This window comes from Pleomorphomonas carboxyditropha (assembly GCF_002770725.1).
GTDB classification, from domain to species: Bacteria; Pseudomonadota; Alphaproteobacteria; order Rhizobiales; family Pleomorphomonadaceae; genus Pleomorphomonas; species Pleomorphomonas carboxyditropha.
This window is the reverse complement of sequence record NZ_NQVN01000002.1, coordinates 341,733-368,539: the sequence shown is the minus strand read 5'-3', so window position 1 is coordinate 368,539 and position 26,807 is coordinate 341,733. Positions and strand designations below refer to the sequence as shown.

The window sequence follows — 26,807 nt, the reverse complement described above, 5'->3', positions numbered from 1 at the left end:
GTTGAGTTATCGGTAACTTTTTTGTCCCGATCGGGCCGGAATTAGCAAATCCATGTCTTCTGTCGCCGGCGCCTGTCTCTAGGATCGGGACCTATCCGAACGGGGGCGCGCATGGCGGCACGGCCGAACATCATTCTCATCATCACCGATCAGCAACGCTACGATTCGATCGGCGCCCTCGGCTTTCCCTATGCCTCGACGCCCAACATCGACGCGCTCGCCGAGCGGGGCGTGGTGTTTTCCAACTGCCATATCACCGCGCCGAGCTGCGTGCCGTCGCGGGCGAGCCTGTTCACCGGCTACTATCCCCACAGCACCGGCATCCTGGCCAACGGCCAGAAGTGGCGGCGCACCTGGGTGTCGCAGTTGCGCGAGGCCGGCTACCGCTGCGTCAACGTCGGCAAGATGCACACCGTGCCCTACGACGCCGATGCCGGCTTCGACGAGCGCTACGTGGTCGAGAACAAGGACCGCTATCTCGACGGCCGCTGGTTCTTCGACGAATGGGACAAGGCGCTCGCCGCCCACGGTCTCGTCAAGCAGCAGCGCGAGCTCTACCGGCAGCGCGACGACTACCGCGAGCGGCTCGGCGCCTTCGACTGGGAACTGCCGGAGGAGCTGCACTCCGACACCTTCGTCGCCAACATGGCCAAGTGGTGGGTCAACACCTATCCGAAAACGGAGCCGCTGTTCCTGCAGGTCGGCTTTCCCGGGCCGCATCCGCCCTACGATCCGCCGGCCCGCTATTCGGCGGCCTATCTCGACCGCGACGACCTGCCGCTGCCCGCACCGTCGCAAGCCGAAATCGACAGCCTGCCGACGGCCCTCAGGGAAAAGCGCCACCACGACGTCGCGGTCGATCACGATTCTGTCGCCTGGGACCTCGAGCCGTCCCGCGAGCAATTGCAGCGGCTCTGGGCGCACTATCTCGGCAACGTCACGCTGATCGACGAGAAGATCGGCGAACTGCTCGGCGTCCTGGGCGATCGCGGCTATCTCGACGACGCCATCGTCATCTTCGCCTCCGACCACGGCGAATGCCTCGGCGACCACGGCCTCAGCCAGAAGTGGTCGATGTACGACGCCGTGACGCGCGTGCCGGCCATCGTCTGGTCGACGGCCGGGCGTTTCGCGGGCGGCCGCCGCGTCGACGGCCTCTGCCAGTTGTTCGACCTCGGGCCGACCATCCTCGAATACGCCGGCATCACGCCGCCCGCGAGCTTCGAGGCCGCGAGCCTGAAGCCCGCCCTGGAGGGAACGGCGTGGACGCCGCGCGCCCACGTCTTCTTCGAGCAGGCCGGCGACATCTCGCTGACCGGCGCCGACTTCATCATCGGCGTCCGCTCGGAGAACTGGAAGCTCGTCCAGTTCAAGGGCACCGACGAGGGCCAGTTGTTCGATCTCGACAACGACCCGGCAGAGGTCGACAATCTCTGGGACGATCCCGCCCATCTCGACAAGCGGCGCGAATTGCTCGATGCCATCCGCGATTGGCTGATCGAGTCCAACTATCGCACCCGCGATCTCCTGGCGGAGGCGAGATGACGCTCGCCGCCTCCGACCGCCCGGACCCGGCCGCTTTCCGCCGGCCGCGTCTCACCCGCTCTGCCGAAGGGAAGACGGCATTGGCGCCCGCACCGCTCGAAGACACCGCCGGCAACGCAGCGCAACGCTCCCTGCTCGACCGGCGCGCCGGCCGGCTCGCCATCAACGTCCTGGCCGTCGTCGCCGGCATCCTGATCTGGGGGCTGTTCACGACCGAAGGCATGGTCGGCCTGCCGACGCCGCTCGAGGTCGGCCGCCAGGCGGTGGTGCAGGCGAAAAACGGCCTCCTCTGGTCGGATGCGGCGGCCAGCCTCGCCCGCGTCTCCAGCGGCTTCCTGCTCGGCATCGCCGTCGCCATCCCGATCGGCTTCCTGATGGGCTGGTACCGCCTCGCCCGGGCGGTGATCGAGCCCTATGTCCAGTTCTTTCGCACCATCCCGCCGCTCGCCATCATCCCGCTGGCCATTGTCACGCTCGGCATCGAGGAGACGCCGAAGATCTTCGTGATCTTCCTGTCGTCCTTCCTGTCGAGCGTCGTCGCCACCTACCAGGGCGTCGTCAACGTCGACAAGACGCTGATCAACGCGGCGCGCGTGCTGGGGGCCGGCGATTTCACCATCTTCCGCCGCGTCGTGGTGCCGGCCTCCCTGCCCTACATCATGGTCGGCGTGCGCATCGGCCTCGGCTCGTCCTGGGCGACGGTGGTGGCCGCCGAGCTGATCGCCGCCCAGTCGGGCCTCGGCTTCCGCATGCAGCAGGCCCAGCTCTACTACGACCTGCCCACCATCTTCGTCAGCCTGATCTCGATCGGCGTCCTCGGCCTGCTGATGGACCGCGTCGTCCTGGCGATCGACGGCTTTCTCACCGCCTGGCAGGAGAAGCTATGACCGCCAAGATCTCCTTCCGCAACGTCACCAAGACCTATGCCGTGGCCGGGCAGGCGCCGTTCAACGCGATCGAGGACTTCAATCTCGACGTCGCCGACGGCGAGTTCGTCACGGTGGTGGGGCCGTCCGGCTGCGGCAAGTCGACGGCGCTCAACGTCGCCGCCGGCCTCGTCAGGCCGTCGTCGGGGGGCATCACCGTCGACGGCGCCAGGGTCGAGGGGCCGGGGCCGGAGCGCGGCGTCATCTTTCAGCAATACGCGCTGTTCCCCTGGCTGACCGTGCGGCAGAACGTCGAATTCGGCCTCAGGATCGCCGGTCACCGCCGCGACGAGCGCCGCCGCATCGCCGATCACTTCATCGACCTGGTGGGCCTGACCGATTTCGCCGGAGCGCTGCCGAAGACGCTGTCCGGCGGCATGAAGCAGCGCTGCGCCATCGCCCGCGCCTACGCGGTCAATCCCAAGATCCTGCTGATGGACGAGCCGTTCGGTGCCCTCGACGCGCTGACCCGCGTGCAGTTGCAGGACCAGTTGCTCGCCATGTGGAGCCGCGAACGGCGCACGGTGGTGTTCATCACCCACGACGTCGACGAGGCGGTCTATCTCGCCAACCGCGTGGTGGTGATGGCCGCCCGCCCGGGCCGCCTCCACCGCGTCGTCGACGTCGACCTGCCGTTCCCGCGCACCGAGGACATCCGCCTGTCCGCCGCCTTCGCCGCGCTGCGCAACGAGGTGTGGCGGTCCGTCTATCACCCGGCCCTCAACTGAAGCCGCGACTGCCCGATCATCACCAAGGGAGTGGACCATGCTGACGAGACGACACCTCTTCAAGACGGCCGCGGCGCTGGCCGCGGTTTCCGCGCTGCCGCTCGGGCGGCAGGCCTTCGCCCAGTCCGGCGAGCTGACCATCGGCTATATCGCCGACTTCCCCAATGCCTCGGTGCTGGCGATCGCCGAGGACCAGAAATACTGGGAGGCCGAAGGCGTCACGCCGTCGCTGAAGGTGTTCACCAACGGCCCGCTGCAGATCCAGGCGATGGGCGCCGGCAGCCTCAACTTCGGCACCATCGGGCCGGGCGCCCTGTGGCTGCCGGCCAGCGGCAAGGCCAAGGTGATCGGCGTCAACGATATCGGCTTCTCCGACCGGGTGATCGCCCAGGCGGGCTTCGGCTCGATCGCCGATCTCAAGGGCAAGAAGGTGGGCGTTCCCCAAGGCACGTCCGGCGACATGATCCTGCGCCTCGCCCTGGCCAAGGCCGGCCTGTCGATCGACGACATCAGCGTCGTGCCGCTCGATCCGTCGGTCATCGTCACCGCCTTCACCTCGAAGCAGATCGACGCGGCCGGCATCTGGTATCCGCTGATCGACGCGATCAAGCAGCACGTTCCCGACCTGAAGGAGCTGGCGGCGAGCCAGGACTTCTATCCGGCCCACTCGTTCATCAACGCCTTCGTCGCCCGCAACGAGATCGTCGAGAGCAACCCCGAGGTGGTGAAGACCTTCCTGCGCGTCATCAAGAAGGCGATCGACTACCGGGCGGCCAATCTCGAACGGTCGATCGAGCTGACCACCGCCTTCCTCAACGCGCCGGCCGCCGCCACCGCCAACGTCGCCCACAGCCGCAAGCTCTTGACCAGCCAGGAGCTCGATGCGCTGACCAAGGACGGCACGGTCAACGGCTGGCTCGACGACTTCAACAAGATCTTCGTCGAGTTCGGCAAGCTGGAAAAGCCGCTGCCGCCGGCCGAATACTACACCGCCGACCTGTTCACCAGCGCCTGAGCGGGGACGGAGATGGCGGCCGGCTTCGAGCTTGCGCTCGACGCGCAATGCGCCCTCGGCGAAAGTCCGCTCTGGTCGGTCGCCGAGGAGGTGCTGCGCTTCGTCGACATCAAGGGCCGGCGCATCCACCGTTTCGACCCTGCCTCCTCCGAGCATGCGTCCACCCAACTGCCCGAGGAGGTCGGCTGCATCGGCCTTTCGGACGACGGCGGCCTCGTCGCCGGCCTGCGGTCCGGCATCTGGCTGCTGGACGGGGACGGGCATGCCGTCCGCAAGCTCGCCGACAACCCCGAGGACCAGCGGACCAGCCGCTTCAACGACGGCGCCGTCGATCCGGCCGGCCGTTTTATCGTCGGCACGCTCGACGAGACGCGCGAGTGGGGAGACGCCGGTCTCTACCGGTTCGACGAGCGCGGTCTCGTCCGGATCGACGGCGGATTGATCACCTCCAACGGCACCGCCTTCTCGCCGGACGGCCGGCGGCTCTATCATTCCGATACCTTCCGCCACGTCCTCTACGTCCGCGACTACGATCCGGCGACCGGCGAGGCGACCAACCGCCGAGTGTTCGCCCGCTTCGGCAGCGAGACCGACCGCGGCCGCCCCGACGGCGGCGCCATCGACGCCGACGGCTGCTACTGGACGGCGCTCTACGAGGGCGGCCGGGTGCAGCGCTACGCGCCCGACGGCCGCCTCATCGCCGAATACCCGGTGCCGGCGCGCTGCCCGACCATGGTCGCCTTCGGCGGCCGCGACCTGCGGACGCTCTATTGCACCAGCGCCCGCGCCGGCCGGCCGGAAGCCGAGCTTGCCGAATACCCGCTGTCCGGCGCACTGTTCGCCATGCGCGTCGACGTCGCCGGCCTTGCCAGGCCGCTGTTCCATCCGCCGGGCTGAATCCGCCATGCCCTCTCCCTTCGATACCGTCCGCTACCGTTCGCTCGAAGGCCGCAAGGTGCTGGTCACCGGCGGCGCCTCGGGCATCGGCGAGGCGATAGTCACCGCCTTTGGCAGCCAGGGGGCGACGGTCGCCTTCCTCGACATCGACGAGCCGGCCGGCCAGGCGACGGCCGCGGCGACCGGCGCCATGTTCATCCGCTGCGACGTCACCGACATCGCCGCCCTGCGCGGTGCCATCGCCGGCGTGGAGGAGCGGCTCGGCGCCGTCGACGTCCTCGTCAACAACGCCGGTCGCGACGATCGCCATTCCATGGAGGGCGTCGAGCCGGACGGCTGGCGCGAGGCGCTGGCGATCAATCTCGACCACCAGTTCTTCGCGACGCAGGCGGTGGCCGCCGGCATGCGCGCGAAGGGCCGGGGCTCGGTGATCATGATGGGTTCGGTATCGTGGATGCGCGGCAATCCGGCGATGGTCGGCTACACCACCGCCAAGGCGGCGATCAACGGTCTCACCCGGACGCTCGCCCGCGACCTCGGGCCGGCGGGCATCCGCGTCAACTGCATCGTGCCGGGCGCCGTCGAAACCGAGCGGCAGAAACGCTGGTTCTCGGCCAACGACGGCCGGCGCTTCGTCGAGCTGCAGGCGCTGAAGTTCCGCCTGAACCCGACCCACGTCGCCCGGCTTGCCCTGTTCCTCGGCTCGGACGAGAGCGCCGGCTGCACCGGCGCCAATTTCATGGTCGACGCCGGCCTCACCCAGAACTGATACCAATTCGCGGAGATGCTGACGCATCCGCTCATTGAAGCCATTGCCGATTTCTCATGTGCAGCAAGGGCATGAGAAATCGGCAAGCGGAATACCAAGAGGCATTTTAATGCATCTTGGTATGAGCGGCGTGCGTCACATCATGGCGGTGAGGTCGCGGGCCAACGCCAGCGTCCCGGCGTCGAGGCCACGCCGGAACGTCAGGAAATAGCCCTTGTCGCTCCTGAGGCTCACCGGCGTGGCCGGCACCAGATCGCCGCTGGCGAGCGAGCGATCGATCAGGCCGCGCCAGCCGAGCGCCACGCCCTGGCCGGCCATCGCCGCCTCGATCACCATCGTGTAGGTGTTGAGGACGATGCCGCCGCGTCGGCCGAACGGCAGGTCGGCGCCGGCCGCCCGGAGCCAGCTCTCCCAGGTGAACCAGCGGTGGTCCTGGCTGGTCTCGAGATGCAACAGATCGGCCTCGGCAAGGTCGGCCGGATGCACAATCGGGCCATGGCGATCGAGCCAGCCGGGCGAGCAGACCGGCAGCACCTCCTCGGCCTCGAACAGCGTCGCGTCGTCGGGAAAATCCTCGCGCCGGCCGAATTGGATGCCGAGATCGGGGCCGGTCTCGCCGGCCGGCGGCAGCAGGGACGAGGCGGCGATCCTGAGGTCGACATCCGGATGGCGGTCGCGGAAGGCGGCGACGGTCGGCATCAGGCGGAAGGCGGCAAGGGCGTAGTCGGTGGCGACCGACAGCGTCCGCGGCCGGCGGCCGCGCCGGATGCCGTCCACCGCCTCGTCGATGGCGCCGATCGCCGCCTGCACCGCCTCGAGCAAGGCCTCGCCATCGTCGAGCAGGTCGACGCCGCGCGAGCGGCGGGCGAACAGCGCCGTGCCCAGGCACTCCTCGAGGCGATTTATCTGATAGCTGACGGCCGGCTGCGACATTCCAAGTTCCTGCGCGGCGCGGGTAAGATTTTTCAACCTTCCGACCGCCTCGAAAACCCTGAAACTGCCGAGATCGGGAGAGGGAGAAGCCATAAAGTCCCCTTATCGCTGGCATCGAAATTATCCCTCTTCAGCCGGGCTGAAAAACCATGCTGTTGCTATTTCGAGCGCCCAGGCGGCAGGAAATTTCTCAAGGAGAGGACGGCACCCGTGTCCGATGCTACGGCGAAGCAACCCAACATCCTGGTCCTGATGGTCGACCAGTTGAGCGGCGTGTTCTTCCCCGACGGGCCGGCCGATTTCCTCAGGACGCCGCGCCTTGCGGCGCTGTCGCGCCGCGCGCGCCGCTTCTCGAACTGCTATACGGCAAGCCCGCTCTGCGCGCCGTCGCGCGCCTCGTTCATGACCGGTCTTCTGCCGTCGGAAACCGGCGTCTACGACAACGCCGCCGAGTTCCGCTCGGACATCCCGACCTTCGCCCACCGGCTGCGCGGCGCCGGCTACCGCACCGTCCTCTCCGGCAAGATGCACTTCGTCGGCCCCGATCAGTTGCACGGCTTCGAGGAGCGGCTGACCACCGACATCTACCCGGCCGATTTCGGCTGGACGCCGGACTACGAGAAGCCGGAGGAGCGCATCGACTGGTGGTATCACAACCTCGCCTCGGTGACCGCCGCCGGCACCGCCGAGATCACCAACCAGCTCGAATACGACGACGAGGTCGCCTTCCAGGCCCGCGCCCGCCTCTACGACCTCGCCCGCCGGCCGGACGACCGGCCCTGGTGCCTCACCGTCTCCTTCACCCATCCGCACGACCCCTACGTCGCCCGGAAGCGCTTCTTCGATCTCTATCAGGACAGCCCGGCGCTCGACCCGACGGTGCCGCCGATCGACGACGAGGCGCTCGACGTCCACTCGCGGCGCATCCGCGCCGCCTGCGACAGCGACAGCTACGCCATCGACCAGGCGACGGTGCGGCGGGCGCGGCAGGCCTATTTCGCCAATATCTCCTATATCGACGAACAGATCGGCTCCCTCCTCGACGTGCTGGAGAGCTGCGGCCTTGCGGACAACACCGCCATCGTGTTCACCGCCGACCACGGCGACATGCTCGGCGAGCGCGGCCTGTGGTTCAAGATGTCCTTCTTCGAGGGATCGGCGCGCGTGCCGCTGATGATCGCCGCGCCGGGCCTCGGCGCCGGCCGGATCGATACGCCGGTATCGCTCGTCGACGTGGCGCCGACGCTCGCCGCGCTCGCCGGCGCGCCGGAGGCCGACATCGGGCCGGGCCGGTCGCTGCTCGGCGATGTGACGCCGGACGATCATCCGTCGGTGCTGATGGAATATGCCGGCGAGACGACGGTGGCGCCGATGGTCGGCATCCGCAAGGGGCGCTGGAAGCTCGCCGTCTCGGCATCCGATCCGCCGCTGCTGTACGACCTCGAAGCCGATCCGCAGGAGCTCGACAATCGGGCCGGCGACCCGGCCGCCGCCGCCATCCTCGCCGAGCTCTCGGCCGAGGTCGCCGCCACCTGGGATCTCGACCGCTTCGACCGCGAGGTGCGGACCAGCCAGCGGCGGCGGCAGGCCGTCTATGCGGCGCTGCGCAAGGGCGCCTATCACGCCTGGGACTTCCAGCCCCGGACCGAGGCGTCGGAGCGCTTCATGCGCAACCATCTCGACCTCAATGTCCTGGAGGCGCGGAGCCGCTTCCCGCGCTGACCGGCCGCCGTGGAAAGCGGTTCCGGAATTGGCCCGGATTATGTGTGTTTTTGCCTGCCAGTCAAAAAGAAAAACAATAGACTAAATATGGAATTGGCATCTTTACCGGAATGGGAAGGTCCATTTTTCGTATTTCCGCAAGGCATAGCCGAAAGACGTGATCGCCGATGATGCATCTTCGACCCCAGGAAATCCAGGCGAACAACTCCGGTGATGCGGCCATCGCGTTCATCGGCGTCCACAAGTATTTCGGTGGAGACGAAACCAATCCTGTGCTGACCGGCATCGATCTCGAGATCCGCGTCGGCGAAATCTTCTGCCTGATGGGCACTTCGGGCAGCGGCAAGTCGACGCTGCTGCGCCTCGTCAACCGGCTGATCGCGCCGTCGAGCGGCGCCATCCGCGTGCACGGCCGCGACCTCGCCAAGCTCGATCCGGCCGCCCTGCGCGGTCTGAGAGCGCAGACGGTCGGCATGGTGTTCCAGGACTTCGGCCTGTTGCCGCATCGCACCGCGCTCGAAAACGTCGAGCTGCCGCTGGAGCTCAGGCAGGTTCCGCCGGCCGAGCGGTCGGCGGCGGCGCGCCTCCAGCTCGAACGGGTCGGCCTTGCCGAGGCGGCGGACAAGCATCCCAGCCAGTTGTCCGGCGGCATGCGCCAGCGGGTCGGTCTCGCGCGGGCGCTGGTCGGCCGCCCCGACATCCTGCTGATGGACGAGCCCTTCGGCGCCCTCGACCCGACCATCCGCCGCGATCTGCGCCAGCAGGTGACCGAGCTGGTGCGGCGGAACGGCATCACCACCCTGCTGGTCACCCACGATCCGGCCGAGGCGCTGGCCATGGCCGACCGCATCGCCGTGCTGCGCGACGGCGTCATCGTGCAGGTGGCGACGCCCGAGGAGATCGTCGCGCACCCCGCCGACGCCGGCGTCGCCGATTTCTTCGGCGGGGCCGTCGATGCCGACGCACCGGCGACAAGGCAGCCGGCCGCCGTCACCGAAGAGGATACGGCCGCCGAGCCGGCGGCATCCGGCCGATCCCGCCTTGCAGCCGTTGCAATAGGACCGGCCCGCTTCGCCGCCGGCCGTCCGGCGCTGTTCTGGGCCGGCCTGCCGATCGAGGCGCTGCTCGCCGCCGCGCTCGGCGCCAGCCTCGGCAACGGCTGGCCGGTCGGCGCGGCGCTCGCCGCCGCCGCGATCCTCCTCTCGCGCGGGCTGTGGAGCCTCGTGCCGGCCGGCGGAGCCGAATACCGGCGGCGCGGACCGATCCTTGCGGCACTGCTTCTCTATGCCATCGACGCCATCGTCCTCGCGCGGGCGCACGGATCGCTGATCGCGGGCGACTTCGGCCTGCCGCTCGCCGACCGGTCGCGGGCGCTCTGGGCGGGCGGCTATCTCGACGCCGCCGTCGCCGCCACCCAGGTGGCGCTGGCGCCGGTGTTCGCTGGGGTGGTGGCCGCCGTCCGCTCGACCATCGACGCCAGCGAGGCGTTGCTCGGCTGGCTGCCCTGGCCGGTGCCGGCGCTGGCGCTGGTCTATGCCGCCGGACAGTTCGCCGGCCGGGCGGTGTTCGCCCTCACCGTCGTCGCCGTCGCCTATCTGGTGCTGTTCGGCTACTGGCCGCCGACCATCGCCACCGTGTCGCTGGTCGGCGCCGCGGTGGCGCTCACCGTGATCGTCGGCGTTCCGGTCGGCGTGCTGATGGCCAGAAGCCGGCTGACGCGCCACGTGCTGTCGCCGCTGCTCGACGTCATGCAGACGCTGCCGAGCTTCGTCTACCTCATCCCGGCCGTCGCCTTCTTCTCGGTCGGCAAGACGCCGGCCGTCGTCGCCACCATCGTCTTCTCGCTGCCGCCGATGATCCGCCTGACGGCGCTCGGCATCACCGAGGTGCCGCGCTCGGCCGTCGAGGCGGCGGTCGCCCACGGCGCAACGCCGCTGCAGACGCTTGTCAAGGTCGAACTGCCGCTGGCCGCCCGCTCGCTGCTGCTCGGCGTCAACCAGACCATCGTCATGAGCCTTTCCATGGTGGTGATCGCCGCGATGATCGGCGCCGGCGGCCTCGGCTACGACGTGGTCACCGCGCTCCGCAACATCCAGAGCGGCGCCGGCCTGCTCGCCGGCCTCGCCATCGTCTTCTGCGCCCTCGTCCCCGACCGCATCATCCAGGGCGCCATGCGCCGCTGGGGCGATCCGTCCGGCCCGCACCCGCATCCGTAAGCAAACAGGAGTTGTTGATGAGCCTGAAATCGATCCTCGCCGGCCTGACGCTCGTCGCGTCCTTCGCCGGTCCATCGGCCGCCGCCGAGAAGGTGGTGATCGGCGAGCAGAACTGGACCGGCGCCATCGCCATCCAGCACGTGCTCGCCGAGGTGATCCGCGGCCGGCTCGACGGCGAGGTGAGCTTCCTCGCCGCCGACCTGCCGGTGCTGTTCGCCGGCGCCGCCAAGAACGACGGCTCGGTCGACGTCCTGCCGGATATCTGGCTGCCCAACCAGGCGACCGCCTGGGCGAAGTTCGTGGCGCCGGGCGGCACCGAGACGCTGATCCCCAACACATCGCCCTACACCGCCGAGCAGGGCTTCTACGTTCCCGCCTATATTGCCGACGAACACGGCGTCAAATCGGTCGACGACCTCGTCAAGCCGGAGGTCGCCGCGCTGTTCGCGGCGCCCGGCGGCGGCAAGCCGGAATTCCTGGTCGGCCCGGCCGGCTGGGAATCGACCTATATCAGCGAGGTGAAGGCCAAGGATTACGGCTTCGCGCCCAATTTCGACATCGTCTCCACCGAGGCGGCCGCCACCTACGCCAAGATCGACGCCGCCTTCAAGGCCAAGACCGGCGTGCTGTTCTACGGCTATACGCCCGACTGGATCTTCGCCGCCTACGATCTCCGCCGCCTGGAGGAACCGGCCTTCGACGGCTACGCCCAGGACAACAAGAAGGACGATCCGCAGTATAACCCGAACGGCAAGTGGAAGTTCGTCAGCCCGACCGAGGATCCGGACTGGCTGAACAAGAGCTCGATCACCTCCGCCTTCCCCGATGCGCAGGTCTACGTGCTGCACGCCAAGCATCTCGAGACGGACGCGCCCAGGATCGCCGCCTTCCTCACCAACGTGAAAATCGATCCGGCGGCACTCAACAGCCTGATCCGCGAGATCGATCAGAACAAGGTCGAGCCGGCCGCCGCCGCCAAGGCCTGGGTGGAGGCCAACAAGCCGACGGTCGACGCCTGGGTCGCCGGCCTCTGACAGACACCGCCGATCAGCCGCTCTTTCCCGACAAGGTCGCGATGGTCCCGCCATCGCGACCTTTCCGCATGGGTCGGCCTTCGCGCCCCGAGGACCGGCGATTGCCGTGCGATGAAACGACATTGCCCCAACCGCGCCACTCATAGGCGCAACCAACGGATTGACGGGCAATAATAGAATATCAATTTAGTATTTTATATTCACCTTCGCGCCGCACTCCCCTAAAGTCCAGGCAGTTGTCGTCAGTAACAGCCCGGGAAATAGATAAGTATATTTACAGTAATATAAAGTACTTATCGCTGAAAGCCTGGTTTGTCGGCCCCGGCCGCACCGGCGGGGCGACGGCGCCGAACCTATTCGGGATCCGACCAAACCGCCGCTCCGCGCGTGGAGCGGCATCGGCTCGTCTTTGTCTGAAGGAAGCACACATGGCCAAGAAAACCAAACAGATCGCCATCTACGGCAAGGGTGGCATCGGCAAGTCGACGACCACCTCCAACATCTCGGCGGCCCTCGCGGAAGCCGGCTACAAGGTGATGCAGTTCGGCTGCGACCCCAAAGCCGACAGCACCAATACGCTTCGCGGCGGCGACTATATCCCCACCGTGCTCGACCTCCTGCACGCCAACAGCTCGGTCGACGCCCACGACGCCATCTTCAAGGGCTTCGGCGGCATCTACTGCGTCGAGGCCGGCGGTCCGCAGCCGGGCGTCGGCTGCGCCGGCCGCGGCATCATCTCCGCCGTCCAGTTGCTCAAGCAGCAGGACATCTTCGAGGAGCTCGACCTCGACTTCGTGATCTTCGACGTGCTCGGCGACGTGGTGTGCGGCGGCTTCGCCGTGCCGGTGCGCGAGGGCATCGCCGAGCACGTCTTCACCATCTCCTCCTCGGATTTCATGGCGATCTACGCCGCCAACAATCTGTTCCGCGGCATCCAGACCTATTCCAACAAGGGCGGCGCCCTGCTCGGCGGCGTCATCGCCAACTCGATCAACACCGATTTCCACCACGAGATCATCGACGACTTCGTCGGCCGCACGGCGACGCAGGTGGTCGAATACGTGCCGCGCTCGGTGACCGTCACCCAGGCCGAACTGTCCGGCCGCACCACCATCGAGGCCGCTCCCAAGTCCGAGCAGGCCAGCATCTACCGGCGCCTGGCCACCCGTATCGCCGAGCACACCCAGTCGAAGGTGCCGACGCCGCTCGGCCAGCAGGAACTGCGCGAATGGTCGGCCAGTTGGGCGGATCGGCTGATCGAGGCCGAGAACCAGCGCGAACGCGCCATCCAGGTGGCTTGAGGAGAAAAACGATGGCGATCAACCTCAAGACGGCGGTGGTCGAAAGCCGCGAGCAGCGGCTCGGCACCATCATCGGCTGGCATGGCAGGGCTTCGGACCTCGCCCGGGAATCGGCCTACGCCCGCGGCGGCTGCGACGGCTGCGGCGGAAGCGACGGCCGCAAGGCGCGGCGGGTGTGCGAGCTGAAGGGTCCGTTCACGCAAGGCTCGGTCTGCTCCGAGCAGATGGTCGAGTGCCAGGCCGGCAACGTCCGCAACGCCGTGCTGGTCCAGCATTCGCCGATCGGCTGCGGCACCGGACAGGTGATCTACAATTCGATCTACCGCAACGGCCTGGCGGCCCGCGGCCTGCCGGTCGAGAACCTGCACCTCATCAGCACCAACCTCACCGAGCGCGACATGGTGTTCGGCGGCATCGCCAAGCTGGAACAGTCGATCCGCGACGCCTTCGAGCGCCACCACCCCGAGGCGATCTTCATCGCCACCTCCTGTGCCACCGGCATCATCGGCGACGACGTCGAAAGCGCGGCCGGCCATCTCGAGAAGGAACTGGGCATCCCGGTGGTCCCGCTGCATTGCGAGGGGTTCAAGTCCAAGCACTGGTCGACCGGCTTCGACGCCACCCAGCACGGCATTCTCCGGCAGATCGTCCGCAAGAACCCAGCGAAAAAGGACGAGGAGCTCGTCAACGTCATCAACCTCTGGGGTTCCGACGTGTTCTCGCCCATCCTCGGCGAACTGGGCCTCAAGGTGAACTACGTCGTCGATCTCGCCTCGGTCGAGGATCTGGCGAAGATGTCGGAGGCGGCGGCCACCGTCGGCTTCTGCTACACGCTGTCGTCCTACCTGGCGGCCGGGCTCGAACAGGAGTTCGGCGTGCCGGAGATCAAGGCGCCGCAGCCCTACGGCTTCGCCGGCACCGACGCCTGGCTGCGCGAGATCGCCCGCGTCACCCACCGCGAGGAACGGGCCGAGGCCTATATCGCCCGCGAGCACGAGCGCGTTCAGCCGCGCCTGGCCGAACTCAAGGAACTGCTCAAGGGCAAGAAGGGCTACGTGTCGACCGGCTCGGCCTATTCGCACGGCCTCATCGCCGTGCTGCGCGAGCTCGGCGTCGAGGTCGACGGCTCGCTGGTCTTCCACCACGACCCCGTCTACGACAGCCAGGACCCGCGCCAGGATTCGCTCAGCCACCTGATCGACAATTACGGCGACGTGCCGCAGTTCACGGTCGGCAATCGCCAGCAGTATCAGTTCTACGCGCTGCTGCAGCAGGTGAAGCCGGACTTCATCATCATTCGCCACAACGGCCTCGCCCCGCTCGCCTCGCGCCTCGGCATTCCCGCCATCCCGCTCGGCGACGAGCATCACACCGTCGGCTACCAGGGCATCCTCAATCTCGGCGAATCTATCCTCGACGTGCTGGCCCACAAGAAGTTCCACCAGGACCTCGCCGGGCGCGTCAAGCTGCCCTACAAGAAGTGGTGGCTCGAACAGAGCGATCCCTTCCTGCTGGCCCGGGCTTCCCAGCCCTCCCGGGCCGCCGAGTGAACGGAGCGCTCCCATGACCCTGATCGACCACGCCTCCATCAAGCCGGCGGCCGCCCCCGCCAAGACCAATTCCATCGAGCAGATCCGCTACGGCTGCGCCATCGGCGCCCAGCAGACCGTGGCGGCCATCCCGCGGGCCATTCCCATCACCCACTGCGGGCCGGGCTGCACCGACAAGCAGTTCATGAACCTCAGCTTCTACAATGGCTTCCAGGGCGGCGGCTACGGCGGCGGCGCCGTCATCCCGAGCACCAACGCCTCCGAGCGCGAGGTGATCTTCGGCGGCGGCGAGCGGCTCGACGAATTGATCGATGCCGCGCTGAAGATCCTCGACGCCGATCTGTTCGTGGTGCTGACCGGCTGCATCTCCGACCTGGTCGGCGACGACATCGGCGGGGTGGTGTCGCCCTACCAGAAGCGCGGCGTGCCGATCGTCTACGCCGAGACCGGCGGCTTCCGCGGCAACAACTTCACCGGCCACGAACTGGTGACGCGGGCGATCATCGACCAGCATGTCGGTCCCTACGAGGGCACGCGCGACGCCGACCTCGTCAACGTCTGGTCGCTGCTGCCCTATCACAACACCTTCTGGCGCGGCGACCTCACCGAGATCAAGCGGGTGCTGGAGGGCGTCGGTCTCAGGGTCAACATCCTGTTCGGCCCGGAATCGAAGGGCATTTCCGAGTGGAAGGCGATCCCGAAGGCTGCCTTCAACATCGTGCTCGGCCCGTGGCTCGGCGTCGCCACCGCCCGCCATCTCGAAGCGAAATACGGTCAGCCGTTCCTGCACGTGCCGGCGCTGCCGATCGGCGCCAACGCCACCACGGCCTTCCTGCGGCAGGTGCTCGCCTTTGCCGGCCGCAAACGCCGGAGCGCCAGGGCGGAAGCGTTCATCGCCGAGGAGGAGGCGCGCTACTACAAGTATCTCGAGGATTTCAGCGACTTCTACGCCGAATACTGGTGGGGCCTGCCGGCCAAGTTCGCCGTGGTGGGCGACGCCACCTACAACCTCGCCCTCACCAACTTCCTGGTCAACCAACTGGGCCTGATCCCCGGCAAGCAGATCATCACCGACAATCCGCCGGAGGAATTCCGCGCCGGCATCGTCGAGCACTATCGGCACATCGCCGACGACGTCTCGACCGACGTCGAGTTCGAGGAAGACAGCTACACGATCCATCAGAAGCTGCGCGCCACGGACTTCGGCCACAAGGCGCCGATCATCTTCGGCACCACCTGGGAACGCGATCTCGCCAAGGAACTGAAAGGCGCCATCGTCGAGGTCGGCTTCCCCACCTCCTACGAGGTGGTGCTGTCGCGCTCCTACGTCGGCTATCGCGGCGCGCTGACGCTGCTCGAGAAGATCTACACGACTACCGTCGGCGCCAGCGCCTGAACGCGCCCGCGGCCGCTCGGGTGGCGAGCGGCCGCATACGGCGGCACGAAATTCCGCTGGATGCACTGGCATTCATGGCGGGCTCGAATAAGCTGCGATCCATGCTCCGGATACGGTTCCATTTTCTCACCCGGCTTCCCGACCTTTCGGGCGGCATACGAAAGACCTGATCGACGATGCGGTTTCATCTGGCCCCGGCCGTTGCTGAGAAAGGGCTGATCGGCGCCTATTCCCTCCTCAAGGACTTCGATATCTCGCGGGCCGATCCCGCCGCCGTGACGGCATACGTCGATAAGGCGGTTGCCAGGGCGCGGGGCGCGCTCGCCAAAATCCCGGTGTCGGACGATCCGGTCCTCCGGGGGTTCCATCAGTTGCACCTGGACTTTTCCGTCCCGACCCGGAAATTGCATTCGGCGCCGGAAACGCTGCTGCGCTACCTGGAAAAACGCGGCGACATTCCGCGCATCGGGCCATTCGTCGATCTCTACAACGCCGTGTCCATCGAAACCCGCCTGGCGCTCGGCGCACACGATCTCGACCACGTCGAGGGCGACGTGTCGCTGCGCCTCACCGACGGCACGGAGCACTTCCATCCGATCGGCGCGCCCGAACCGGAAGCGGTGCGGCCGGGGGAATACGCCTATGTCGACGATGCCGGCGACGTCATCTGCCGGCTCGAAGTGCGGCAGGTGGAAAAGACCAAGGTGACCGCCGGCACCAAGAGCGCCTTCCTCATCGTGCAGGGCAACGCCCGGACCTCGCCGGAATTCGTCCGGCAAGGACACGACCGCCTGCTGTCGGTCCTGTCGGGATTCTTCGGCGGAACCGTCGAGCCGCTTTACCGTCCCTGAACCCGGAACAGGGGAGATCACCGCGCGTCCGGCCCGCCTCCGCCGGCTTCCGGGGCGCCGGCTTTCGCCGTGCGGCAACCGCAGGCGGCGCAGTGGCTGTCGGCCTTGACGGGCACCTTGCGGAATTTCATGTCCCGGGCGTCGAAGGTGAGCATGGTATCGACGAGCAACTGGCCGGTGTCGGTGAAGAATTTCAGCGCTTCGGCCGCCTGGATGGTTCCGAGCATGCCGGCGACGGCGCCGAGAATGCCCATGCGCGAACAGGGCGGCACCGCCCCCTCCGGTGGCGGCGCCCCGAAGACGCAGCGATAGCAGGCCGAGCGACCGGGCAGGACAGTCATCGTCTGGCCCCGAAACCGGCCGACGCCGCCATGGGAGAAGGCGACGCCTTCGGCGACGCAGGCGTCGTTGATCAGGAACTTGGCGGCGAAGCTGTCGGTCCCGTCGATGACGAAATCGTAGTCGCGGACGATCGACCGGATGTTGTCCTCGTCGACATGCTGCCGGTACGGCCGGACGACGACGTCGGGATTGAGCGCGGCGATGCTGTCGGCGGCCGAATCGACCTTCGGGCGGCCGACATCCGGCGTGGCGTGGATGATCTGGCGTTGCAGGTTGGAAAGATCGACCACGTCGGCATCGACGAGGCCGATCGTGCCGATGCCGGCCGCCGCCAGATAGAGCGCCGCCGGTGAGCCCAGGCCGCCCACGCCGATCACCAGCACCCGGGCGTCGAACAGCTTGCGCTGGCCGGCGCCCCCCACCTCGTTCAGCAGGATGTGGGGGCTGTAACGCTCCAGCCTTTCCGGCGTGAAGTCCATCTTGCGCTCCCCATGTCAGGTCCTGATGTAATCGCGGTAGACCGGCTGCAGGCCGCGGCCGACGATCGCCGCGTGCACGGCGCCGACGTCGCGGCCGTCGGCGATCTCGAACTGACCGTCGCCTTTTTCCGCTTCGCCGTGGCCGCCGATGTCGACCCGGACGCCGGCCGACATCCTGGTGGCGCAGAGATCGACGGCATGGTCGCGGAAGCCGGCCCGCTCGCGCGAGGAGATGGTGATGGCCGCGTGCGGCATGAACAGCCGGTAGGCCAGCATCACCTGCAGGAGCTCGGTCTCATGGACGTCGCCGGCATTCTCGGCGGCGTTGCTGACGTGCGGCCGCAGGCGCGGCAGCGAGAAGGATATCTCCGCCCACGGGTAGGCGCGCTGGATGAGATGGGCGTGCAGGCCGGTGGCGAAGGCGTCCTTGCGGAAGTCGGCGAGGCCGAGCAGCGCGGCGAACGCCACCGAGCGCATGCCGCCCCTCAGCGCCCGCTCCTGGGCGTCGAGGCGATAGGGGTAGACCCGCTTGGGGCCGGCCGCGTGCACCTCAAGATAGCGCACCGGATCGTAGGTCTCCTGGAACACGCAGGTGTAGTCGGCGCCGCAGGCGTTGAGATAGGCGTATTCGTCGGTGTTGAGCGGATAGACCTCGATGCCGACCAGGGCGAAGCGGCGGGCGGCCAGCCTCACCGCCTCGCCGATATAGGCGACGCCCGACATCGACCGCGCTTCGCCGGTGAGCAGCAGCACGTCCTGCAAGCCGGTGGCGGCGATGGCGGCCAGTTCGCGGTCGATGCTGTCGAGGTCGAGCTGGGCCCGGCGGATCCTGTTGGCGGCATTGAAGCCGCAATAGACGCAACGGTTGCGGCAATGGTTGGACAGATAGAGCGGCGTGAACAGCGACACGGCGGTGCCGAAATGCCGCCGCCGCTCGGCCCGCGCCCGGACGGCCATCGCCTCGAGGAACGGCCGGGCGGCCGGCGACAGCAAGGCGGCGAAATCGTCGAGCGTCAGCCGGTCGGCGCCGAGCGCCCGGGCGACGTCGCGCTCGGTCGGAGCGGCGGGGTCGTAGCGCCCCACTCCGTCGAGGATCCGGCCCATGATGCCGGAGTCGATGACTTCCATGCCGTCCTGGTAGGGAGCGTGGACAAAGTGTGCACTCATGGTTGCCTCCGTCAGTCGCGCAGGAAACCGGTCAACGGGCTCGACGCCTCGGCGCCGGCGTCGAGACGGCGACCAAGACCGGCCCGCCAGGCAAGGCGGCCGGCCTCGACGGCGGCGCCGAAGGCCCGGGCCATGACGGCGACGTTGCCGGCGGTGGCGACGGCGGTGTTGGCCATGATGGCGGCGACGCCCATCTCCATGGCCTCGCAGGCTTCCGACGGCCGGCCGATGCCGGCGTCGACGATGATCGGCAGGTCGATCTCCTCGACCAGGATGCGGATGAATTCGCGCGTGGTCAGGCCGCGATTGCTGCCGATCGGCGCGGCCAGCGGCATGATCGCCGCCGCGCCGGCCTCGCGCATCGCCCGGGCGGCAACGAGGTCCGGATGCATGTAGGGCAATGCGGCGAAGCCCTCGCGCGCCAGCACCTCGATGGCCCGGACGGTCTCGCCATTGTCCGGCAGCAGATACCTGGCGTCCGGCACCACCTCGATCTTGACGAAGGGACTGCCGGTCAGTTCGCGGCCGAGACGGGCGATGCGGATCGCCTCGTCGGCGGTGCGGGCGCCCGAGGTGTTGGGCAGGAGCGTGATGCCGGGCGGAATATGGTCGAGGATATTGCCGGGGCCGCCGACGCTCACGCGCCGGAGCGCCAGCGTGACGATCTCGGTGCCGGCGTTTTCGATCACCGCCCGCATCAGGTCGAGCGAGAACTTGCCCGATCCCAGGATGAAGCGGGAGCGGAAGGCTTTGCCGGCGATGACGAGATCGTCGGCTGCCGCCGGATGCGGCGATGCCGGGCGGTCGGGACTGGATATGTTGGACATGGCAACCTCGGATGCGAAAACGATGGGAAACGCCGGCTATGTCCGGGCGGGTGGTCAGCCGCCGCCGACGAAATAGAGGATTTCCAGAACGTCGCCGGCCGACAGCATGGTCGTGTCGTAGCTGTCGCGGGCGACGATCTCGCCGTTTCGCTCGACGACGATGCGCGACGCGCCGATCTCCATGTCGGACAGGAACGCGCCAAGGCTCATGGGCCGGGCGAGATCCGCCTGTTCACCGTTGACCTGCATGAACGATCTCCATCTGCCCGGGCCCATGCCGGAGCGCCGGCACAGGCGGGGCCTGCGGTGGGGGCGGACGAAACAGGACGAGACATCCGGCCCTCCTCTCTTGCGGGAAGATCCGGGTGCGATGAGCGCAGAATGGGGACTGAAATCTATGCATCCCGTTCCTTCGCCGGCATGACCCGGATCAGGTTCAAAGGGTTCGGCGACATGCCATCTCAGCCCCGGTTGACGGGACACCCCTCGGACATCGGCAAATGTGGGCGAGGCCGGCCTCTCCCGTCAACCGAGATAAATTGCTGATCCACCCCGTGGGTCGTGGCGAGGCCAAGCGAGGAGAGCCGCAGGCGATCCAATAATATTCAGGAAACGCTCAAGAAAACGGGGCCGTATTTCAACGTATTCCAAGGCGAAGGGAGCGGCCGCGTGTCTGCCCGAAGGCGCGGAAAGAGATTTTCCCGGTTTTCGTCAACGTTAGTCTATTTAATCTATCTATAATATGTCGATAACGCTAGTTTCCTGCCCGACTCTCGCATCCAGTTCAAGGAGCTTTGACGAGCATGAAACAGGGGGCTTTTCCGCCGGCCGGACTTTCCCGGCGCGGCTTCATCAAGGCGGCGGGCGCTACCGGGGCGGTCGCCGCCTTCGGCATCGCCGCCACGCAACCGAGCAGATATGCGATCGCCGGCAACCTGACGCCGATCAAGCTGGAATGGACGGAAGTCGCCGCCTGCCACGCTCCGGTCGGCTTCGGCGTCGACAAGGGGTTTTATGCAAAGCACGGACTGGAGGTGGAGCTCTTCTATCAGGGCTCCAGCGGCCAGACGCTGATCCAGGCGCTCGCCACCCACAAGGCGGAGGCCGGACCGGGCCTGCTCTACGACTGGCTGAAGCCGATCGAGCAGGGCCTCAACGTCAAGCTGTTCGCCGGATCGCATGGCGGCTGCCAGCGGCTGCTGGTGAAACCGGATGCGGGGATCAAGACCCTCGCCGATCTCAAGGGCAAGACGATCGGCACCTTCGACGTGATGTCGCCGTCGCGCGTCGCCTTTTCCGTGGCGCTCGCCAAGGCCGGCCTCGATCCGGACGCCGATGTCACCTGGAAGGTCTTCCCGTTCGATCTCGTCGCCGAGGGCGTGCTGAAGGGCGAGGCGGATGCCGTCGCGCACATGGACCCATGGGCCTATTCCTACCAGAAGCAGCACGGCTTCCTGAAGATCGCGGATACCCAGTCGGGCACGTTCCAGGACCGCGTCTGCTGTGTGCTCGGCGTCAACGGAGACTATTACGAAGCCAACAAGGACGCCATCCGGCGCGTCGCCGCCGCCAATCTCGAAATCCATCACTATACCGCGGAGCACCCCGACGAGGTTGCCAAGTGGTATTTCGACACGCTGAAGCCCGGCTTGCCGCTGGAAGACCTGACGGAAGTGCTGGCTTCCTTCACCTATCACGACCACTGGTTCGGCAAGCAACTGCGCGACGAAGTACGGATCGGCTACGAAGATCTCAAGCTGACCGGCGTCGCGGATTCCTCGACCGACCCGGAAGAGATCGCCAACCGCATCACAGTCGATATTTTCGCCTGAGCGACCGTGTGGCTACTCCACGGCAACAGGGGTCCGGCCGGCATTGAGTTCCATGCGTTGCCTCGCCCGCGCGAGGCAACGCGGCGGCTCAAAACGATAGCGATCACCGATCTCCATCATCAGAACCGCGTCCGGAAGAAACGTCCGTTCGCTGGAGACGTCTTGCCATTCGGTGTCGTATCGACGAGAGCTTTCCTCAGGAATCGGAGAGCCTCATGATGTTGCGCCGTTCCAGTTTCTTGAGCTGAACGCGCCGGAAGGAGTCGAGAAAGACGGCAAAGAAGATGATCCCGCCCATGACGATCGGCTGGATGTACAGATCGACGCGTATGAATACCAGACCGGCCTGAACCATTTGGATCATGATGGTGCCGAGCACCGTGCCGGGGAAGGCGGTACCAACGCCGCCGAACAGGCTGGCGCCGCCCAGCACTGCCGCGGCAATGGCGTCGAACTCATCGCCCATGCCGAAGCCGGCGTTGACGCGGCCGAGCTGGGAGATCGACACGAAGCCGGCCAGCGCCGCGCAGCCGCCGCTGATCACGTAGGTCATGGCAATGAGAGCCGTCGCGTTGATGCCGGCCTTGCGGGCGGCCTCTGGATCGTTGCCGACAGCGTAGAGCCGTCGTCCGGAGGCGGTGAGCATCAGGAAGACCGTCGCCGCCAGCACCACCAGCGCGAAGATGAAGATATTGAGCTGGATGCCGAACACCCGGACGGCAGAGAGCATCGTCAGCTCATCCGGAAAGTCCACCGCCGCCGAGCGGGTGAGCAGCAGGCCGACGCCGCGGCCGGCGATCATCGTCACCAGCGTGGCGATGAACGGCGGAATGCCGAGCAAGGTGATCACCACCGCGTTGAACAGGCCGAAGGCCAGGCCGGCCAGGAAGCCGACCATCAACGCGGCGGCGATGGAGAAGTCGTAGTTCTCGATCAGCAGGCCGACCACCACCGCCGACACGTACATCACCGATCCCACCGACAGGTCGATGCCGCCGGTCAACAGGACGAATGTCATGCCGACGGCGATGATGCCGATGTAGGAGGCGTTGGAGATGATGATCTCCAGGTTCCTCAGACTAAGGAAGTTGGGCGCCAGCAAGCCGAACCCGACGAACAGCAGCAGGAACAGGATGATGGTCGTATTCTTCAAAAGGGTGCGCACCACCCAGACCTGGAGGGTATTCATGCCGCTGTCTCCTCTGTGCTCTGGCGGAAGGCAGCGGCCATGATGCGCTCCCGGTCGAATTCCGAACGCTGGAAGGACCCGACGATTTCGCCGCGGTTCATGACGACGATCCGGTGCGCCACGCCCATCAGCTCCTCAAGCTCGCTCGAGATGAACAGGATGCCCGAACCGGCCTCGGCGAGATTGCCGAGGATGGTGTAGACCTCGAACTTGGCGCCGACGTCGATGCCGCGCGTCGGCTCGTCGACGATCAGCACTTTCGGCCGCGCCATCAGCCATTTGCCGATCACCACCTTTTGCTGGTTGCCGCCCGAGAGGCTCTTGGCGCTCTGCCTGAGGTAGGACGCCGCCTTGATGCGGAGATCGGTGGCGATGCCGGTCGCCGCGTCGTAGAGGCGCTTCTGGTCGATGATGCCGCTGTAGGGTCGGGCATAGCCCGGCAGGGCCACCAGGCCGATGTTCTCGGCGATCGGCATGCTCATCAACAGGCCCTCCTCGCGCCGGTTCTCGGTGACGAAGGCGAGGCCGCCGACGATCGAGGCGGCGGGATCGCCGCCGGGGAGCGGCTTGCCGGCGATCGTCACCCCGCCCTCGGCATAGGGGTCGAGGCCGTAGATCATGCGCACCAGCTCGGTGCGCCCCGCCCCCATCAGCCCGAACATGCCGACGATCTCGCCGGAATGGACCGCGAGGTCGATGTTGCGGGCGACGCCCGGCTGCGACAGGCCGCGCACCTCGAGGATCGCTGCCTCGCGCACCGACTGCGGCGGCGGCGGGAAGATGCTTTTCACGTCGCGGCCGACCATCGAGGAGATCATGCGCGGGATCGGGAAATCTTCGACCCGGCCGGTGGCGACCAGCGCGCCGTCGCGCAATACGGCGATATCGTCGGAGAGCGCCACCACGTCGCTCAGGATGTGCGAGATGTAGACGATGGCGACACCCCGCGCCTTGAGGCGGCGGATGACGTCGAACAGCACCGCCGTCTCCTTGGCGGTCAGCGACGTCGTCGGCTCGTCGAACAGGATGATGCGGGCGTCGGAGGCGAGGACCTTGGCGATCTCGACCAACTGGCGCTCGCCGGGCGACAGGCGCTCGACCGGGGTCCACGGTGATGCGGCGAGACCGATGTCGGCCAGCAGCTCCCGCGCCCGGTCGGCCATGCGCCGGTGATGGATGAACGGCAGCCAGCCGAGACGCGGGAAGTCCTCGATAAAGATGTTCTCGGCGATGGTCAGGTTGGTGAAGAGGTTGAGTTCCTGGTGGATGAAGCCGATGCCGGACGCCGAGGCGTCGGCCGGCCCCTTCGGCTCGTAGAGCCGGCCCTCCATGCGCATGGTGCCGCGTTCCGGACGCAGTACGCCGCCCATGACGTTCATCAGCGTCGACTTGCCGGCACCGTTCTCGCCGATGAGGCCGAGCACGCGGCCGGAATGGAGTTCGAGGTCGATGCCGTCGAGCACTTGTACGCCGAAGAAGGCCTTGCAGATGCCGCTGAAGGAAAAGAGCGTGTTGGTCATGACCCGTGTCCTCAGCGGCTCTGGATGGCGGCCCGGTTGCGCGCCACGTCGAGCAGCGCCGCCGCCAGGATCACCGCGCCCTTGACGATGTCGATCATGTAGAAGGGCAGGTTCAGGAGATTGAGCGAATTGGCAAGCAGGACGAAGAAGAACACGCCGAACAGCGTCCAGGTGATCTTGCCCTTGCCGCCGGCCAGGCTGACGCCGGCGATGACGTTGGCGCCGACAATGTCGATGAACTGCATGTCGCCGAGCGTCGGCCGGCCCATTTCGAGGCGCGACGAATAGAGGACGGCGCCCAGCGTCGCGCACAGCGCCGAGATCACATAGGCGAGGACGACGATGCGCTTGGTGGGAATACCGGAGATTGCCGACGCCGTGGGATTGATGCCGATGGCATAGAGGCGGCGGCCGTAGAGCGTCCGCGACAAGAGGATATGCGCGGCGACGCCGACGGCCACGGCGAGCAGTAGCGGATAGGGAATGCCGAGCAGCGATCCCGAGGAGATCGAGGTATAGGCCTCCGGCAGGCCCTGGATGTTCTCCGATTTGGGCAGGTAGACGGCGATGGCGCTGAAGAACATCATCGACACCAGCGTGACGATGAAGGCCGGCATGCGGAACACGGCGACGGCAATGCCGTTGAACAGGCCGACCAGGGCGCCGATCGCCAGCATGGCGACGATGGCGAAGATAAAGCTGAGGCTGTAGCCCGAAAGGAGGCCGCCCTCCTCGGTCAGCAGAATGCCCCAGACCGGGCTCTTGGAGAACAACAGCGGATCGACGTGGCCGACCATCAGCATGGCGCCGACGACGCTGGTGAGCGCCATGACCGACGTCTGCGACAGGTCGATGCCGGCGGTGATCAATACAAAGGTCTGGCCGATGGCGATGATCAGCAGCGGCCACATGTTCGACAGGATGTCGGAAACGTTCTGCGCGCCGAACATCCAGGGGATGATCGGCCAGAGGACGATCATGTAGGCGATGCTGAGGTAGAGAACGAAGTATTCGGACAGCAGGGCGTTCTTGGCCAGCGAACCGATGGATATGGTGTCTCGCCTGGGGAGGAACATACGCCCGAAAGCGTGCGAGAGACGATTTCCGCCAGTCCTGTAGCTGCCCGACACCTGGTTGGTCTCTTGCGTTTCCATGGCGTATTTGAACCTTTGTCCGGGATGGGACGACGTGATTGCGCCGGCGCCGGAATGCTCCTGGTTTCCGTCGAAGGCTGCCGGCGCCGGCCGAATCCGGTCATGCGGCAGCCCGGCTCGCGATCGGCAGCCGAAGGGGAGACCCCGCCCGCATCGGACGGGGTCGTCCCATCTTGGCCAGCCGGAAAGGGCGCGTCACTTGCCCTTCTGGGCGAGGAGCTTGCAGCCCCACATGTCGTCCTTCTTGGCGTCGTAGTTGCCGAGCGTCAGGGCGAAGCCGGGGTCCAGCATCCACTTCTCGGGGGTCTTCTCGCCGGCCTTCACCGCCTCGGTGATGGCATCGAGCACCAGGTCCGCCTCGTTGTAGACGTCTTGCACGCCAGTGGCGTCGAGATAGCCGTCCCCCAGGAGCTTGCAGGCGGTCTTGTCGCCGTCGACGCCGCCGAGAATGACGTGGTTGTCGCTGCCCGACTTCTCCCACTTGCCGAGCGGCGCCAGCACCGACTTCACCACCGGGAACAGGAAGTCCGAGCTGACGAACAGGAAGTCGATATCCGGATTGGCCTGGAGGGCGCTCTGCAGGTTGGCGAGCGCGGTATTGGCGTCCCACTTGGTCGGGATCTCGATCGGTGCGCCGGTCCAAAGGTCCGGATTGGCCTCGATCGCGTCGAGGAAGCCCTGGCGGCGCTCGACCGCGTTGGGATCGCCAAGGTCGCCGACCAGAATGGCCGGGGTGACCTTGCGGCCGAGTTTCTTGGCCTGCTCGGCCATGAAGCCGGCGGCCTCGGCGGAGATCTTGCGATTGTCGGCGACGGCGACCAGCGCCTTGGCGTCCTTGCTGGACGGCGGGCGGTTGAACACGCCGTAGGGAATGCCGGCCTGGTTGGCGAGCTTGCCGATGGTCACGGCCAGTTCGCCGTCCTTCGGGATGATGATGATACCGTCAACGCCCTGGGCGATGACGCTCTTGACCTGCTCGAGCTGCTTGTTGGCGTCCTCGCTGGCATTCTTCTCGATCACGTTGAAGCCGCGCTCCTCCAGCGTCGACGTGATGGCCTGATGTCCGGCGACCCAGAACTCCGTTTCGAGGTCCTGGAAGGAAAAGGCGATGGTGAGCTTCTTGTCCGCGGCGTAAGCCGAACTGGCGAAGGCCATCGGCACCACGAGACAGGCTGAAAGCAGCAGGTTGGTAGCGAGTTTCACGGGCTCCTCCTTTGGTTGTTTTCTCTATTCGATTTGAATTTTGAAAACTACGCGGCGATAATGCCGCTAATCATATATCGACGCAAGGCCAAAATCTCGGGATTTTTCACATTTTTTCAGCGACTTGTCGGACAAAATACCCCCTCCACCTCCAGCCTGGTAGCTGAAGATTTTCGATTTTTGTTTTTCATATTGAAAATATGAAGTTTCC

The 26,807-nt window shown here is 66.7% G+C and carries 23 protein-coding genes and 1 riboswitch; of the genes, 14 read left to right on the top strand and 9 right to left on the bottom strand.

The window, feature by feature from the left end; all coding sequences use genetic code 11:
• Positions 1-111 precede the first annotated feature (111 nt).
• Genes CJ014_RS06155 through CJ014_RS06130 form a run of 6 tightly spaced genes read left to right on the top strand, consistent with a single transcriptional unit; the run spans position 112 to position 5,880 of the window.
• Entirely contained in the window at positions 112-1,545 is a 1,434-nt protein-coding gene (locus CJ014_RS06155; protein WP_100079651.1) for a sulfatase family protein, read from the top strand.
• On the top strand, positions 1,542-2,432 hold the full coding sequence (locus CJ014_RS06150) for an ABC transporter permease (protein ID WP_100079650.1): 891 nt from the start codon (positions 1,542-1,544) through the stop codon (positions 2,430-2,432). Before CJ014_RS06155 ends, CJ014_RS06150 begins: the two co-directional genes overlap by 4 nt.
• The gene (locus CJ014_RS06145) at positions 2,429-3,199 is read left to right on the top strand and encodes an ABC transporter ATP-binding protein (RefSeq protein WP_100079649.1); all 771 of its coding nucleotides are present in this window, start codon (positions 2,429-2,431) and stop codon (positions 3,197-3,199) included. Before CJ014_RS06150 ends, CJ014_RS06145 begins: the two co-directional genes overlap by 4 nt.
• A gap of 37 nt (positions 3,200-3,236) precedes the next feature.
• Complete coding sequence (locus CJ014_RS06140; protein ID WP_100079648.1) at positions 3,237-4,214, top strand: aliphatic sulfonate ABC transporter substrate-binding protein; 978 nt, start codon at positions 3,237-3,239, stop codon at positions 4,212-4,214.
• 12 nt (positions 4,215-4,226) lie between these two features.
• Entirely contained in the window at positions 4,227-5,111 is an 885-nt protein-coding gene (locus tag CJ014_RS06135; RefSeq protein ID WP_100079647.1) for an SMP-30/gluconolactonase/LRE family protein, read from the top strand.
• Between the two features lie 7 nt (positions 5,112-5,118).
• Positions 5,119-5,880 carry an SDR family NAD(P)-dependent oxidoreductase gene (locus CJ014_RS06130; protein WP_100079646.1) on the top strand — a complete coding sequence of 254 codons (762 nt, stop codon included), beginning with the start codon at positions 5,119-5,121 and terminating at the stop codon, positions 5,878-5,880.
• Positions 5,881-6,015: 135 nt separating this feature from the next.
• Here CJ014_RS06130 and CJ014_RS06125 read toward each other — a convergent pair whose 3' ends face one another.
• A complete protein-coding gene (locus tag CJ014_RS06125) occupies positions 6,016-6,906 on the bottom strand; it encodes a LysR substrate-binding domain-containing protein (RefSeq protein ID WP_100079645.1) in 891 nt (296 codons plus the stop codon).
• A 159-nt stretch (positions 6,907-7,065) separates the two neighbouring features.
• On the opposite strand from CJ014_RS06125, the gene betC reads away from it, so the two are divergent.
• The 7 genes from betC to CJ014_RS06090 all read left to right on the top strand — a co-directional run bounded on the left by betC (position 7,066) and on the right by CJ014_RS06090 (position 16,883).
• Entirely contained in the window at positions 7,066-8,535 is a 1,470-nt protein-coding gene (betC, locus tag CJ014_RS06120; RefSeq protein ID WP_245427158.1) for a choline-sulfatase, read from the top strand.
• A 167-nt stretch (positions 8,536-8,702) separates the two neighbouring features.
• Positions 8,703-10,751 carry an ATP-binding cassette domain-containing protein gene (locus tag CJ014_RS06115; RefSeq protein WP_100079643.1) on the top strand — a complete coding sequence of 683 codons (2,049 nt, stop codon included), beginning with the start codon at positions 8,703-8,705 and terminating at the stop codon, positions 10,749-10,751.
• Between the two features lie 17 nt (positions 10,752-10,768).
• On the top strand, positions 10,769-11,785 hold the full coding sequence (locus CJ014_RS06110; RefSeq protein ID WP_100079642.1) for an ABC transporter substrate-binding protein: 1,017 nt from the start codon (positions 10,769-10,771) through the stop codon (positions 11,783-11,785).
• A 236-nt stretch (positions 11,786-12,021) separates the two neighbouring features.
• Positions 12,022-13,086 (top strand): nitrogenase iron protein, encoded by a 1,065-nt coding sequence (gene nifH / locus CJ014_RS06105; protein WP_342588524.1) that lies wholly within the window; start codon positions 12,022-12,024, stop codon positions 13,084-13,086.
• A gap of 11 nt (positions 13,087-13,097) precedes the next feature.
• Positions 13,098-14,636, top strand: coding sequence for a nitrogenase component 1 (locus CJ014_RS06100; protein WP_100079640.1), 1,539 nt, complete (start codon positions 13,098-13,100; stop codon positions 14,634-14,636).
• A 13-nt stretch (positions 14,637-14,649) separates the two neighbouring features.
• Positions 14,650-16,032 (top strand): nitrogenase component 1, encoded by a 1,383-nt coding sequence (locus tag CJ014_RS06095; protein WP_100079639.1) that lies wholly within the window; start codon positions 14,650-14,652, stop codon positions 16,030-16,032.
• A gap of 176 nt (positions 16,033-16,208) precedes the next feature.
• The gene (locus CJ014_RS06090; RefSeq protein ID WP_100079638.1) at positions 16,209-16,883 is read left to right on the top strand and encodes a B3/B4 domain-containing protein; all 675 of its coding nucleotides are present in this window, start codon (positions 16,209-16,211) and stop codon (positions 16,881-16,883) included.
• Positions 16,884-16,900: 17 nt separating this feature from the next.
• Here the strand turns inward: CJ014_RS06090 and CJ014_RS06085 are convergent, their stop codons facing one another.
• The 4 genes from CJ014_RS06085 to thiS are packed head-to-tail and all read right to left on the bottom strand — an operon-like array spanning position 16,901 to position 19,947.
• Complete coding sequence (locus CJ014_RS06085; protein WP_100079637.1) at positions 16,901-17,704, bottom strand: HesA/MoeB/ThiF family protein; 804 nt, start codon at positions 17,702-17,704, stop codon at positions 16,901-16,903.
• A gap of 15 nt (positions 17,705-17,719) precedes the next feature.
• Positions 17,720-18,871 (bottom strand): 2-iminoacetate synthase ThiH, encoded by a 1,152-nt coding sequence (gene thiH, locus CJ014_RS06080; protein ID WP_100079636.1) that lies wholly within the window; start codon positions 18,869-18,871, stop codon positions 17,720-17,722.
• 11 nt (positions 18,872-18,882) lie between these two features.
• Positions 18,883-19,698 carry a thiazole synthase gene (locus tag CJ014_RS06075; RefSeq protein WP_100079635.1) on the bottom strand — a complete coding sequence of 272 codons (816 nt, stop codon included), beginning with the start codon at positions 19,696-19,698 and terminating at the stop codon, positions 18,883-18,885.
• 54 nt (positions 19,699-19,752) lie between these two features.
• Positions 19,753-19,947, bottom strand: a complete 195-nt coding sequence (gene thiS, locus CJ014_RS06070) for a sulfur carrier protein ThiS (RefSeq protein ID WP_165790764.1) — start codon at positions 19,945-19,947, stop codon at positions 19,753-19,755.
• A 141-nt stretch (positions 19,948-20,088) separates the two neighbouring features.
• Positions 20,089-20,195: riboswitch (TPP riboswitch) on the bottom strand.
• Positions 20,196-20,501: 306 nt separating this feature from the next.
• Between thiS and CJ014_RS06065 the strand changes: the two genes are divergently transcribed.
• Positions 20,502-21,530, top strand: a complete 1,029-nt coding sequence (locus tag CJ014_RS06065; RefSeq protein WP_100079633.1) for an ABC transporter substrate-binding protein — start codon at positions 20,502-20,504, stop codon at positions 21,528-21,530.
• 196 nt (positions 21,531-21,726) lie between these two features.
• On the opposite strand, the gene CJ014_RS06060 is transcribed toward CJ014_RS06065, so the two are convergent.
• From CJ014_RS06060 to CJ014_RS06045, 4 genes are all read right to left on the bottom strand, one after another.
• A complete protein-coding gene (locus CJ014_RS06060) occupies positions 21,727-22,719 on the bottom strand; it encodes an ABC transporter permease (protein ID WP_100079632.1) in 993 nt (330 codons plus the stop codon).
• Positions 22,716-24,239: a sugar ABC transporter ATP-binding protein gene (locus CJ014_RS06055; RefSeq protein ID WP_100079631.1), complete on the bottom strand. Its 1,524-nt coding sequence runs from the start codon at positions 24,237-24,239 to the stop codon at positions 22,716-22,718. Before CJ014_RS06055 ends, CJ014_RS06060 begins: the two co-directional genes overlap by 4 nt.
• 11 nt (positions 24,240-24,250) lie before the next feature.
• Complete coding sequence (locus CJ014_RS06050; RefSeq protein WP_100079630.1) at positions 24,251-25,393, bottom strand: ABC transporter permease; 1,143 nt, start codon at positions 25,391-25,393, stop codon at positions 24,251-24,253.
• A gap of 195 nt (positions 25,394-25,588) precedes the next feature.
• Positions 25,589-26,596, bottom strand: a complete 1,008-nt coding sequence (locus CJ014_RS06045) for a sugar ABC transporter substrate-binding protein (RefSeq protein ID WP_207765681.1) — start codon at positions 26,594-26,596, stop codon at positions 25,589-25,591.
• Positions 26,597-26,807: the final 211 nt, after the last annotated feature.